The organism is Streptomyces sp. NPDC088762, from assembly GCF_044750905.1.
Lineage (GTDB): Bacteria > Actinomycetota > Actinomycetes > Streptomycetales > Streptomycetaceae > Streptomyces.
Genome location: NZ_JBIVKT010000009.1, coordinates 200,731 through 212,387 on the forward strand (window position 1 = coordinate 200,731; position 11,657 = coordinate 212,387).

At 69.3% G+C, this 11,657-nt stretch carries 9 protein-coding genes; 2 read left to right on the forward strand and 7 right to left on the reverse strand.

Annotated elements, in window-relative coordinates; translation table 11 throughout:
* The first annotated feature begins 36 nt into the window (after nucleotides 1-36).
* A complete protein-coding gene (gene brxD, locus ACIP5M_RS21630; RefSeq protein WP_401199349.1) occupies nucleotides 37-1,326 on the forward strand; it encodes a BREX system ATP-binding protein BrxD in 1,290 nt (429 codons plus the stop codon).
* Nucleotides 1,323-3,452: a DEAD/DEAH box helicase gene (locus ACIP5M_RS21635; RefSeq protein WP_401199351.1), complete on the forward strand. Its 2,130-nt coding sequence runs from the start codon at nucleotides 1,323-1,325 to the stop codon at nucleotides 3,450-3,452. Before brxD ends, ACIP5M_RS21635 begins: the two co-directional genes overlap by 4 nt.
* Nucleotides 3,453-3,628: 176 nt before the next feature.
* On the opposite strand, the gene ACIP5M_RS21640 is transcribed toward ACIP5M_RS21635, so the two are convergent.
* The 7 genes from ACIP5M_RS21640 to ACIP5M_RS21670 all read right to left on the reverse strand — a co-directional run bounded on the left by ACIP5M_RS21640 (nucleotide 3,629) and on the right by ACIP5M_RS21670 (nucleotide 11,647).
* Entirely contained in the window at nucleotides 3,629-5,518 is a 1,890-nt protein-coding gene (locus ACIP5M_RS21640; RefSeq protein ID WP_401199477.1) for a DNA/RNA helicase domain-containing protein, read from the reverse strand.
* Between the two features lie 646 nt (nucleotides 5,519-6,164).
* On the reverse strand, nucleotides 6,165-6,989 hold the full coding sequence (locus ACIP5M_RS21645; protein ID WP_401199353.1) for a class I SAM-dependent methyltransferase: 825 nt from the start codon (nucleotides 6,987-6,989) through the stop codon (nucleotides 6,165-6,167).
* A gap of 56 nt (nucleotides 6,990-7,045) precedes the next feature.
* On the reverse strand, nucleotides 7,046-8,455 hold the full coding sequence (locus tag ACIP5M_RS21650; protein ID WP_401199355.1) for an aldehyde dehydrogenase family protein: 1,410 nt from the start codon (nucleotides 8,453-8,455) through the stop codon (nucleotides 7,046-7,048).
* Complete coding sequence (locus ACIP5M_RS21655; RefSeq protein WP_401199357.1) at nucleotides 8,455-9,555, reverse strand: phenazine antibiotic biosynthesis protein; 1,101 nt, start codon at nucleotides 9,553-9,555, stop codon at nucleotides 8,455-8,457. The genes ACIP5M_RS21650 and ACIP5M_RS21655 overlap by 1 nt, the downstream gene beginning before the upstream one ends.
* A gap of 49 nt (nucleotides 9,556-9,604) precedes the next feature.
* Nucleotides 9,605-10,030, reverse strand: coding sequence for a VOC family protein (locus ACIP5M_RS21660; protein ID WP_401199359.1), 426 nt, complete (start codon nucleotides 10,028-10,030; stop codon nucleotides 9,605-9,607).
* 104 nt (nucleotides 10,031-10,134) lie between these two features.
* Nucleotides 10,135-10,773, reverse strand: coding sequence for a phenazine biosynthesis FMN-dependent oxidase PhzG (phzG, locus tag ACIP5M_RS21665; protein WP_401199361.1), 639 nt, complete (start codon nucleotides 10,771-10,773; stop codon nucleotides 10,135-10,137).
* A gap of 10 nt (nucleotides 10,774-10,783) precedes the next feature.
* Nucleotides 10,784-11,647, reverse strand: a complete 864-nt coding sequence (locus ACIP5M_RS21670) for a PhzF family phenazine biosynthesis protein (protein ID WP_401199363.1) — start codon at nucleotides 11,645-11,647, stop codon at nucleotides 10,784-10,786.
* Between the last annotated feature and the right edge of the window lie 10 nt (nucleotides 11,648-11,657).

Consider the following 11,657-nt stretch of genomic DNA (forward strand, 5'->3'; position numbering starts at 1 on the left):
GGTCCGGCCGCTGGGAGCGTGGTCCGCCGGCGTGAGGTGATCGACGCGCTCCGGCGCGGCACTGTTCCCCAAGCCGGCCTCGACCTCCTCGCCGTCGGACTCGGGCGCTTTGAGGAGGCGCTCGACGACGACCTCTCGACCGTGGCCCGTGGCAGTGCGGCCTTTCACGCCATCCGCGGCGAATACGGGTCGGGCAAGACTTTCTTCGCCCGGTGGCTGGCCGAACGGGCGAAGCGGGCCGGGTTGGCCGTGGCCGAGGTGCAGATCTCCGAGACAGAAACGCCGCTGCACCGGCTGGAGACCGTGTACCGCCGGCTCACGGAAAGACTGACCACGGCGACGCACCAGCCGAGCGCGCTGCGGGCGGTGGTCGACTCGTGGTTCTACACGCTTGAAGAGGAAGTTCTCGACGCGGGTGAGGTCGACGAGGACGATGAGACGGCGCTCGGTGCTGCAGTCGACACGCTCATGGAGCGGCGGCTGGCCGATGTCGCCCGGACCACGCCGGCCTTCGCCGCAGCTCTTCGCGGCTACCGTGCAGCTGTCGCGGCCGGCGATGGCGCGACCGCAGAAGCACTGATCGCGTGGCTCGGCGGGCAGAAATCCGTGGCTGCCGCCGCCCGCAGGGCGGCGGGCGTTCGCGGGGATCTCGACCACTTTGCCGCGCTCGGATTCCTTCAGGGATTGCTCACCGTGCTGCGGGACTGCGGGCATCCCGGCCTGCTCCTCGTCCTCGACGAGATCGAAACTCTCCAGCGGGTGAGGGGCGACGTACGCGAGAAGGGTCTCAACGCCCTGCGCCAGCTGCTCGACGAGATCGATGCCGGACGCTTCCCGGGACTGTTCCTCGTCATCACCGGCACGCCCGCCTTTTACGACGGGCAGCAGGGCGCGCAGCGGCTCGCCCCTCTCGCCCAGCGCCTGGCGACCGATTTCACCACTGACTCCCGCTTCGACTCGCCTCGCGCGGTCCAGCTCCGCCTACCCGGATTCGACCTGCCTCACCTTGGAGAGTTGGGTCGCAAGGTACGGGGGCTGTACCGGGACGAGGCCCGTCACCCGGAGCGAGTCCAAGAGCGGGTGGACGACGCGTACGTGGACGAGCTGGCCGCGGCCGTCACCGGAGGCCTCGGGGGCAAGGTCGGTGTGGCACCCCGCGTTTTCCTGCGCAAGCTGGTCGCCGATGTGCTTGACCGCGTGGATGACTTCGCCGACTTCGACCCGCGGAAGCACTACGCGCTCACTCTGAAGGCTTCCGAGCTCACCGAGACCGAACGCAACGCGGCAGCGGGAGACGCAGGCGACGTCCACCTGGAACTGCCATGAGCGCCTTCGACGAGCTGGAACCCGTCCTGGCCCACCACGTCGTCAACACGCTGGGCTGGAGTGGGCTGCGGCCCCTCCAGCAGGAGGCGATTTCCCCGCTGATCGCAGGTGACGATGCGATCCTCCTCGCCCCCACCGCAGGTGGCAAGACCGAAGCGGCCTGCTTTCCGCTGTTGTCCAGGATGGCGAAGAACCGCTGGACCGGCACCTCGGTTCTTTACGTCTGCCCGCTCAAGGCACTGCTCAACAACCTCCTTCCACGGCTAGAGGCCTACACCTCCTGGCTCGGGCGCAGCGCAGCCCTGTGGCACGGTGACACCACCGCCGGTGCCCGGAAACGGATCTTGGCGGCCCGTCCCGACGTGCTGCTCACGACGCCGGAATCCCTGGAGGCCATGCTGGTCAGCGCGAACGTTGACCACGCAGCGTTCTTCTCCGGGCTGAGGGCCGTCGTGATCGACGAGGTGCATGCCTTTGCCGGCGACGATCGTGGCTGGCACCTGCTTTCCGTACTGGAGCGGATGCAGCGGGTCGTGGGCCGACCACTGCAGAGGGTGGGGCTGTCGGCGACGGTGGGCAACCCGGAGGAGCTGCTGACCTGGCTCCAGGGCTCAGGCGCAGGGAAGCGCCCGGCCAGAGTTGTGGCCCCGCACCTGACGGAGCCGGCAGAGGCCGGTGGCGGAGCGGCTGCGCCCATGCCTCCCGGCGACATTCAACTTGACTACGTGGGCTCCCTCGACAATGCGGCCACTGTCATTGCCGCGTTGCACAAGGGAGAGAAGCGCCTGGTGTTCTGCGAGTCGAGGCGCTTCGTCGAGGAGGTCGGCGAGAAGCTTCGCGCGAAGGGCATCACCACCTTCCTCTCCCACGCCTCCCTGTCACTTGACGAACGTCGGCGGGCGGAGGCAGCGTTCGCGGAGGCACGCGACTGCGTCATCGTCTCCACGAGCACGCTCGAACTCGGCATCGACGTGGGGGATCTCGACAGGGTGATCCAGATCGATGCCCCGTCCTCGGTTGCGTCCTTTCTACAGAGGCTGGGCCGGACGGGGCGCAGACCGGGGACCTCCCGCAACTGCCTGTTCCTGGCCCTGGACGAGCCCGGTCTGCTGGAAGCGGCGGGGCTATTGCTTCAGTGGTCGCGTGGCTGGGTGGAGCCGGTGACGGCGCCGCCGGAACCGCGGCATATCGTTGCGCAACAACTGCTGGCGCTCTGTCTTCAGGAGCACAGGGTCGGCGAGAACCTTTGGCAGGAGTGGTGGGGCGGCCTCGGCCCCTTCGGGGGCGGGGCCGAACCGATCGTGCGTCACCTGGTCGATGAGGGCTATCTCGACCGTGACGGCGGTCTGCTCTTCATCGGACCCGAAGCCGAACGGCGCTTCGGACAACGCCATTTCATGAACCTCACCGCGGTGTTCACTGCGCCTCCGCAGTTCACCGTGCTCTACGGCAGGTCGGAGATCGGCCGGACCGATCCCAGCCTGCTGACTGAGCGGGTCGATGGGCCCCGACGGCTGCTGCTGGGCGGCCGGAGCTGGCTCGTCACCTACATCGACTGGAAGCGCAAGCGCTGTTTCGTGGAACCCGTGGAAGGTGGGGGGAAGGCGAAGTGGAGCGGCGCCGGATTCGGAATGGGGGCATCCTTCGAGGTGTCGCGCGCCGCGCGTGCAGTGCTTCTGGGGACCGATCCGCCCGTGAAGCTGACTCCAAGGGCGACGAGGGCTCTGAGTCAGGCACGTGACCACTTCCTGGAGCGCGTGCACCCAGGTGGCACCCTCGTCATCAGGGATACGGATGGCCGTACGCGCTGGTGGACATGGGCCGGCCACCGGGCCAATGCGACTCTGGCGGCCACGCTCGACGAATTGACGGTGCCGGGGCAGCGCATTAACGACCACTGGATTCGCTTGCGTGAGGATGTCACTCCGGTGGTCTGGAAGGCGCGGACTGCGGGAGCCGCTGCCAAGCTCTGCCTTCCCGCGGTGGACGAGCGCGCTGTGCAGGGGCTCAAGTTTGCCGAGGCCTTGCCTCCAAGGCTGGCGGAAGCAACGCTTTCGGCCCGCTTGGCGAACCTGGAGCAGGCCGCAGCCGTACTGGACGAGCCTGTGCGATTCGTTGCTGTCTGAGCGGCAGGGATCGTGCGGGGCATGACGAGCTGCCCTGTGGGCTCAGCATGAAGGGCGCCAAAAGGGCAGCCGTCAGGATCGGTGACTATCCTGGTGAGCAGGTCCGGGGCGCAGCTCGGCGTGTGTGCCTCGTCAGGGCAGGGCGAACGGCAGACCCGTGCGCCGTTCCACCTGGCTCACCCTGAGGTCCGCACCTCTGTGGCAGGGCTGACCAGCGAGCGGAGCTTTTCGCGGGTTTCCGGGTCGGTCGAGTAGATGATCGTTCCGATCATGCCGCGGGTCAGCAGCACCTTGTAGGTATTGCGGATCAGGCGGTCGACATCCTCGTCGGGGGTGGCCTTGGTGAAGGATGGGTCCTTGGACGCCATACGGTCGACCACCCAGCGGTCGGTCCGCCAGACGAGGTCCGGGCCCATGATCACGCCGGACCAGTCGTACTCGAAGCCCTGCGCTGTGTAGACGCAGCCGACCTGTCCGAAGCCCGCGGGGTCGGTGGCCCAGAGCGGCGCCGGAGGTGCACCGAGCAGCGAGCGGTCCCCGTACAGGTTCCAGGGTTTCGCCCAGTCGCCGACAATGACGTCCTCCGGCAGTGAGTTCATGCTCGGAGTGATCTTGGTCGTCCACTTCCAGCAGTAGCCCGCTGACATCCGCGCCTCATAGCCCTGGGTCCGTTGCGCGGACAGGAAGTCCTCCAACTCCTGCGGAGTGTCAGCCGTCAGCAGGCACACCTTGTCGTCCGGCTCCCACACGGTGGGTGCGTTCCCCTCGAGGCCCAGTAGGTCGACCACCCAGCGGAGGTAGGCGTCGCTGCCACCACAGCGGAACTGGCTGTCCAGCTCGACCACTGTGCACTCCAGCCCCTGTTCGGCAGCCGCCTCCCGGATCTCTTCCACCGTCCCCATCTCGCCCGGACGTACCACCTGGTGCTGGTCCAGGAGGAACACCGGCACCCTGGCGGCGTCGATCAGTTCCGCCACCTGCGCGCGGCCGGTGCGCAGGGCGGCCTTGGTGTAGCGGTTGGCGGAAGTCTTGCGGAGGCGGTGTGCCTCGTCGCAGACGAGCACGTCCAGGTCGTTGGGCTCGGCTTCCATGAAGCTGTTGAAATAGCGGAAGAGCTTCTGGACCTCAGGCTTGCGGGCTCCTGCGACCCTGCGCATCGTCTTGGTGAAAGATTGTGATCCGGTGGCGTGCAGGGCGGGCACCCCGCGCCGGTAGAGATCGCCCAGCAGGGACAGGGCGATCACGCTCTTGCCGGAGCCCGGACCGCCGGCCACCACGACCACCTGTTTGTGGTTGGACCTCCGAGCCTTTCGGACTGCGGACATCACCGTCTCGTAGGCGAGTCGCTGCTCGCCCAACAGCACGAACTGCTCCCGGTTGCGGACCTCTTCGGCGGCAACGGCCATCAGCTGCTTGGACGGTCTGACCTTGCCCTGGAGCAGGGCGTCGGCCGCATCGGCACCAGGCTTCGGTGCCAGCACCGAGCACAGGTAGTCCAGGAAAGCGCCGCGCTGCTCACCGGTGAACATCCGGCCTCGACGGTCTTCCGTGACGCCCCGAAGGCCCGCCACTCCGAACTCAGTCGCGTTGTGCAGGTATGCCACGCCGGCGATCGATTCCGGTGACTGCTCCAACGCCCCGTTGAATGAGACCAGGTAGTCGCAGTAACCACGCACCTGTTCGATCGGGTTCAGAACGGGCCCTGGGTACGCGTCGATGCGGCACCGCAGGGGGTCTCCGTCCTCCGGGTGAGCGTTACTCCACTGTTTGAGTTCGACCACCACGTACGAGGGCCCGCCGGTGGCCGGATGAACGCCGGCCAGTATCACGTCCGCGCGCTTGCTGGTCAGGGGCAGTCCGTACTCCAGCAGCATCTCCACTTCTCCGAGTCCCGCTTCGACCAGCGCGTTGGTGAGCGCCGGGATGCTGCGTTCCCAGGAGCGCACCTCGGATGGGTGGGGCCGGTGGCGGTGCTTGTGCAGGAAGTTCTCGCTCAGGAGCTGTGCCAGCCGTCCTTCAAGGTGGGTGCGGGTGGCCAACGACGCCGCGGACTCACGGAACAGCAAGAAAATGCCCCCAGGCAGCACGAAGTAGCTCGTGCGGGTGGGGGCATGTCCTTCAGTTTCCACGGAAGTGGAGCGGAAGCCCGGCGGGCCGCTGAGATTGTCATCGCCATCCTAGAACAGGCCGCGGATCACGTGCCCTGAGCTGGCGGCAACATGTGTGTGAGGACTGGTGACGCTCTTTCGACGCATGCTGCCGACTCTGATGGATGGTTGATGGCTTGAGCTGCGGATTCGCTGAGCTCTCTATCCTCGTGCCGACTCCAGCGGGCCGGTCCGGCACTGACGGTCGCGGTACCGACGTCGTGCGGGTCGGACCTGGGGTGTCGTGCCCGTGCGTGGCTCACTTCCCGACTGGTGCGGGGGCCCCTTTCGCCCGGGCTTGAGGTGACAATCAGCGTCAGTACGCTGCTCACACCGCCCACTCCGCATGTAATGCACACCGGCAGCCTGTCTGATTTGCGCAATCATGGCCTCTGACCTGCGGTTTTCCTTAACCTGTTTTTGCTAGACCTTATTTCGATGACGCACTGCGTGGAGTGCACGGCGATCCTTGAGCCAGTGGTAAAGGGCGGCGGACGTAGTCTGTCCGGGTTGTGGGCGGGGACGGGGAGTTGGGCTCGGCCGTCCCCGCCTTGGGGGGGTGGGGTCAGGGGGTGGTGAGTTCTGCTCGGATGAGCCACAGGCGGTTGGCGTGGCGGCGGTCGCGGGGCTGGACCTGGTAGGGCCAGCGGCCTTCGCCGGCGCCGGGTTCGCCCGGCTCCTTGAGGTCCGTGATGTTCCAGCCGTTGGCGGTGAGGAACTCCTCCGGCTGGTCGGTGCCGAAGATCCACGGGGTGCCGTCGGCCGCCAGGGTGTCGAGGAACGGCTTCGAGAAGGGGCTGCGGAGCAGCGCCTTGCCGAGGATGTCGAAGGCGAGCCGGCTGCCGGGTGCCGAGGCGGAGGCGAGGAGCCGCAGCAGGCCGGAGGCCTGCTCCTCGGTCAGGAAGAAGGTGAGGGCCTCGGCGATCCACAGGGTGGGGCGGGTGGGGTCGAAGCCGGCCTTCTCCAGGTCGGGCAGCCACTCCTGGGTGAGGTCGGCGGACACCTCGCGGCGGTCGGTCGTGGGCTTGGCGCCGAGGGCGTCCAGGCGGCGCCGCTTCTCCGCGATGAGGGGGCCGTGGTCCACCTCGTAGACCTCGGTGCCCTCGGGCCAGTCGAGCCGGAAGGCCCGGGTGTCCATGCCCGCGGCGATCAGGACGACCTGCTGGATGCCGCCGTCGGCGAGCAGGTCGCGTATCGCGTCGTCCAGGAAGCGGGTGCGGATGGAGATGAACGGCAGCAGGCCACCGCCCACGTAACGGTCGATCAGCTCAAAGCCCTTGGGCTCCGCCAGGTCGCGCGCCAAGGGGTCGACGAACAGCGCGTCCTCGCGCTCCGATTCCAGCGCACGGGCGGCTGCCATCCACTGGGCCGTGTAGGAAACTGCATGCATCGTGGGATGTCCCTTCTCGGGTCGGACTGAACAAGGCGTACGGGTCGCGGACGGCGTCAGTTCCTGATCACCGTCTTGCTGCGCATGAGGAAGTCGGCGAGGAACCCGTCGTGCGGGAGCCCCGGCGCTATTTGGTACGTCGGCTGGTCGCCCACGTAGAGGTTGCCGATGCCCGGTTCCGCGAGGAGCCGGTCGACGAGCTCGTCCCGGTGGGTGATCACGGTGAGGACGAGGCTGTCCCGCAGGGGGGTCAGTCCGTCCTCCGGGGTCCAGGGGGCGACCCACACGCACGGGAACGGCAGCTCGATCCCCAACTGCGGGGCGTCGGCGCGGTCGGCCTGGTGGACGGCGGGGCGCAGCACGGCGCTGCCGTCACCGAGGTCGGCCACGACACCGGTGCTGCCGAGCCACGGCCGGGTGCCTTCGGCCCGCCGGCCGAGGTACGCGGCGATCGCCCGTGCGCCGGCCGCGGACTGGACCGGCAGCACCGCCTTCTCGTCCTCGGGCGGGAGGGTGGGCAGCGCCGCCAGCCGTTCGGCGAGCGCCGCGCAGAGCGGCGCGGGGTCGCCTTCGACGAGGACCGCGGTGGTGTTCACGCACCCGGTGCCTCCGTGGTGGCTCACGGAGGCGACGATGGTGTCCAGGTGCTCGCGCCAGTCGACGTCGGAGGTGAGCAGGATCTTCGAGCGCCCCGGCCCCTGGAGCAGCAGCGTCGGGTCGGCCGCGTATTTGCGGACCACGTCCGCGCCGCCGTAGACCATGCCGAGGTCGGCGCCGCGCAGGACGTCGTCGGCGCGTTCGTGGTCGGTGGGTAGCAAGACCACCTCGTCGTCGCCGAAGCCGGCCGTCCGCAGGGCGGTGATCAGCCGGTGCGGGGTGAACGGGTCACGGCGCGACGGGCGGACCGCGACCCGGTAGCCCAGGGCGAGCGCCTCCGGCCACAGGCTGTGGGTGCCCGGATGGTTGCCGGCGGCGTGGACCGCGAAGACGTCCCCGCGCCGGGTCCAGACGGCGTGTCCCGTGCGGGTGAGCGGGTCGCGCCAGTCGTCCGCGGCTCCCCGGGGCTGCGCCTGCCGGACGCTGTAGTGGGCCATCTTGAGCCGGGTCGCGATCGACCCGGTGGCCGTGCGGACCACCGTGAGGGGGATGCCGCCGACCCGGCTGACCGCGTGCTCGTACTGCGCGACCGACTGGCCGTTCACCGTTGCGGTGGAGAAGATCTCGGCGGCGCGGGCGATGGAGTCGATCCGCTCGTCCACCGGTCGGCCGACCGCCCCGCGCAGTGCGGTCATCGTACGGTTGACGAACAGGGATGGTACGAGGCTCAGTTCGGCCACGACCGCGCCCGACACGTCGGTGATCGCCTCGCGGTTGCGGGCCCGGAAGGCCCCCTTGGCGCCCAGAGCGTCGAGGTGGATGGGGTCGGTCGGGTCGGTCGGTTCGGTCGCGGCAGGGTCGCCCGCCATCAGTAGACCCCTTCGATCACGGGCTCGTTCTCGAACCGCAGGACCGGCGCGATGTCGGCGACGGAATCCCCGAAGGCGCCGTCGAGCGGTTCCACCCGGGTGGCCAGGTCCCGTTCGAGGTTGTTGGGCAGCAGGAACGACTTGCTGACGTGGTGTGCGAGGACCCGGCCGCGTTCCCCGTGGTCGACGGGCTTGAGGCTCTGCGGGTCCACGACGGAGAAGGTCACGTACGGGCTGAGCGGGTCGAACACGCACGGGTCCGCATCGGAGAGTCCCGGCCGCTCCCCGGCGAAGCCGAGGATCATCGTGCTGCCGTAGTTTCCGCTGAGCACGACGTCGGGGAAGACCTCGCTCTTGTAGAGGAAGCGGGAGTCGGCGTCCATCTGCGTGCCACCCCAGCGGATGGCGTGCACCTTGGCGTTGACGAGGTCGACGAGCTCTTCGCGCCGGGCCAGCCGCTCCAGCAGTGGCGGGGTGATGGTCAGGACCTCGATCCGCTGCGAGCGCAGCACCTCGGCGGCCTGGTCCACCAGGTGCTCGGCGTAGGCGTTGGCCTCGCCGGCCCGGCCCTCCGCGATGACCCGCTTGACCCAGCGCGGGTCCAGGTCGACCGAGAATCCGTGGACCCCGTGCGTGGTGGCGGAGCGGCGGAAGTACTCGCCGACGATGTGCGGCCCGGAGGGAACCACGCCGAGCCAATGCGCGCCGCGCCGGAAGCCGTGGGCGTCGAGCTGGGTGTTGCTCCACGCCACCATGCGGTCGAGCCAGTCGCGCAGCAGGACGACCCGCTTGGGGGCGCCGGTGGTGCCGCCGCTCTCGAAGACGCCGACCACATCGGGGTTCTTGCCGTAGCCGCGCGGGATCAGGTCCTCGACGGGCACGTCGCGCAGCTCGGCGGCGACGTTCGGGAAGAGCGTGAGGTCCGCATGGGTTCTGACGTCGTGCCGCGGGTCGAAGCCGAGGGTCGCGGCGCGCTCCAGCCAGAAGCGGGAGCCGGTGTCGGGATGGAAGTGCCACTCCATCGCGGCACGGACCAGCTCGTCCGGGTCGGGCCGGACGTCGTGGGGCAGGTCGAGGATCCGAGTCAGGTCGAGCGTCATGATCTCCCAAGTCCCAGTGCGAGGTGGAGTGGTGGACGGCCCGCCGTGCTCAGGCGGTGTGGGTGGAGGAGGCCAGCGCGACGGGGTTGCCGTCCGGATCGGCCACGTAGGCGATCCGTTCGCCCCAGGGCATGTCGACGGGTCCGCGCAGCCGGGGCGTCCCGTCGGCGGCGAGCTTTTCGAGGGTGGTGTCGAGATCGCCGACGAGTACGAACATCTCGAACCGCAGCCCTTGGCCGCCGGCCGTGCCGCCGTACTGGTCGGCCGGCCAGGAGGCGTTGACCACGGCGATCTCCGCGGTACCGCGGCGCAGTCCGACGTACGTCGGCTCGCCGGTGGGCGGGTTGCGGCTGTGCCGGGTGAAGCCGAGCTTCTCGTAGAAGGCGGCCGTGTCGGACACCCGCTCCGCGAAGATCAGCGGGAAGGCACGCTCCGGAACGGCTGCGGGCTCGCCGCGATCGGGTGCTGCGGTCATCTGGTCCACCGAACGTGATCGAAGGGATGTCGAGGGGTCTCGAGGGACGGGGGTACGGGCTTCCGGAGGCGGGAGTCCCGCGGGAGGCGCCGCACGGCGGAGCCTCAGGGCTGGAGGCGGGAGGTGCGCCACCCGGCACCGTCCCGGTCGTAGCGCAGCCGCTGGTGCAGCCGGTCGGAGCGGGCGCACCAGAACTCCACTTCCGCCGGCTGCAGTACGTAACCGACGAACCGGGCGGGCCGCTCCAGCGCGGCCCCGGTCGCGCCGAGGCGCTCGGCCTCGGCCCGCAGCGCCGCCGGGTCGGGCAGCTCCTCGCTCTGCCGGGACGCGGTCGACATGGAGTGCAGCGGGATCGGACGGGCGTTCCAGATCGCCTCGCACTCCTCGTCCGCGAGCGGTGTGACCGGCCCGGAGAGGATGATCTGCCGGCCGGTCTCGCGCCAGTAGAGCAGCCCGGACGCCCATGGGTTCGCGGCCAGGTCACGAGCCTTCCGGCTGGTGCTGTGCGTGGTGAACAACAGCCCGCGCCCGGCCACCTCCGTGATGACGACGATCCGGCTGGAGGCCCGCCCCCGCCCGTCCGCAGTGGCGAGCGCCAGCGCGCGCGGTTCGCGGACGCCGCGCTCGACGGCTGTCTTCAACCAGCTCTGGACGAGCTCCATGGGCCCGGCCGGTGGGTCTTCGTACTCGGGGAATTCGAGATCGGTCTCCCCGGTCAGGCTCTCGAACTTGCTGGCCGACATACGAGTCTTCCTAGACGTAGAGGGTGCCGCGCGCGACGAGGATGCCGTGTCCGCCGACCCGTACGGTCCGCACGTCGTCGCCGGCGCCGTCGACGGTGGCGAGCATCAGCGACGGGCGGCGCATTTCGACTCCCTGGAGGATCTCCAGGTGCTGTCCGTACGCGGCGAGTCCGTGCCGGGCGAGATGGATGCCCAGAGGTCCGGCCGCGGAGCCCGTGGCGGCGTCCTCCACCACTCCGTAGGCCGGGGAGAACATCCGCATGCGCCAGTTCAGGCCTTCGCCCGCGAAGCAGATGGCCGCCATGTCGGGGAAGGCGGACAGCGCACGGTGGTCCGGGTGCAGGGCCGACAGCGCCGGAACGCTCCCCAGCCCGACGAGCACGTGGCGGGGGCCGTTGCGGTACGCCTCCACCGGCACGGTGGAGGAGTCCAGGCCGAGCGCCGCCAGGAGCGCGTCGGCGTGCTCGTACGGTTCCCAGACGGGGATCGGCTGCCGCATGCGGACGGACAGGGCCCCTTCGGTGCCGGCGGCGCCGCCGACCGCGCCTTCCGGGGCCTCGACGGCGACGGGGATGACACCCATGGCCGTCTCCAGCCGCAGCCGGTCCTGCTTCATGGTCAGGCTCAGCGCCACGGCGGTGCCCAGCAGCGGATGCCCGGCGAAGGGCAGTTCGTTCACCGGGGTGAAGATCCGGATCCTGGCATCACCGCCCTGCTCGGGAGGCAGGACGAAGGTGGTCTCGGACAGGTTCGTTTCACGGGCGATGCGCTGCATCCGCTCCGCGCTCAGGTCGCTCGCGTCGAAGACGACGGCGACCGGGTTGCCCTCCAGCGGTGTGCGGGCGAAAGCGTCCACAACCATGTAGTCGTGCATGAGCGGTACC

Coding starts and splice junctions, on each gene's coding strand:
- ACIP5M_RS21635 (WP_401199351.1), top strand. CDS start 1,323: ATGAGCGCCTTCGACGAGCTGGAACCCGTCCTGGCCCACCACGTCGTC.
- ACIP5M_RS21645 (WP_401199353.1), bottom strand. CDS start 6,989: ATGCATGCAGTTTCCTACACGGCCCAGTGGATGGCAGCCGCCCGTGCG.
- ACIP5M_RS21650 (WP_401199355.1), bottom strand. CDS start 8,455: ATGGCGGGCGACCCTGCCGCGACCGAACCGACCGACCCGACCGACCCC.
- ACIP5M_RS21655 (WP_401199357.1), bottom strand. CDS start 9,555: ATGACGCTCGACCTGACTCGGATCCTCGACCTGCCCCACGACGTCCGG.
- ACIP5M_RS21660 (WP_401199359.1), bottom strand. CDS start 10,030: ATGACCGCAGCACCCGATCGCGGCGAGCCCGCAGCCGTTCCGGAGCGT.
- phzG (WP_401199361.1), bottom strand. CDS start 10,773: ATGTCGGCCAGCAAGTTCGAGAGCCTGACCGGGGAGACCGATCTCGAA.
- ACIP5M_RS21670 (WP_401199363.1), bottom strand. CDS start 11,647: ATGCACGACTACATGGTTGTGGACGCTTTCGCCCGCACACCGCTGGAG.